Here is a 347-nt window from a genome sequence, read left to right as displayed (position 1 = left end):
GCAAAAAAGCAACTCGGTCACAAAGTATTTCGGCATCGCACAGCTCATGTGTTGTTAAAAATATCGCTGTCCCCATGGCATTCAGTTTTCGTAAGCCATTATATATATGTCCTGTATTGACAGGATCAAGGGCAGAAGTAGGCTCATCTAGAAATGATAATTCGGGCTTATGCATAATAGCTCTAGCCGGTGTAACCCGCTGAATCATTCCCTTTGATAGCTGTCTAATCTTCTTTTTGCGATCAGCATATATGTTCACAAAATCAAGTGCTTCTTTAACGGCAGTGACTGACTGCTCATATAACTTACTATTGTGTAATAAATTCTCTTCAATAGTTATCCTAGTA

1 protein-coding gene is annotated in these 347 nt (G+C 38.9%); it reads right to left on the bottom strand.

All coding sequences use genetic code 11. The features are described 5' to 3' along the window. A partial coding sequence (locus KVT27_RS23965; protein WP_309140247.1) for an ATP-binding cassette domain-containing protein occupies positions 1 to 334 on the bottom strand: 334 nt, incomplete at its 3' end. Between the last annotated feature and the right edge of the window lie 13 nt (positions 335 to 347).

The sequence above is a fragment of the Lysinibacillus sp. GbtcB16 genome (assembly GCF_019091145.1).
Lineage (GTDB): Bacteria > Bacillota > Bacilli > Bacillales_A > Planococcaceae > Lysinibacillus > Lysinibacillus fusiformis.
Note: the sequence above shows the minus strand (reverse complement) of the source record. Positions and strands in the feature narration are given on the sequence as shown.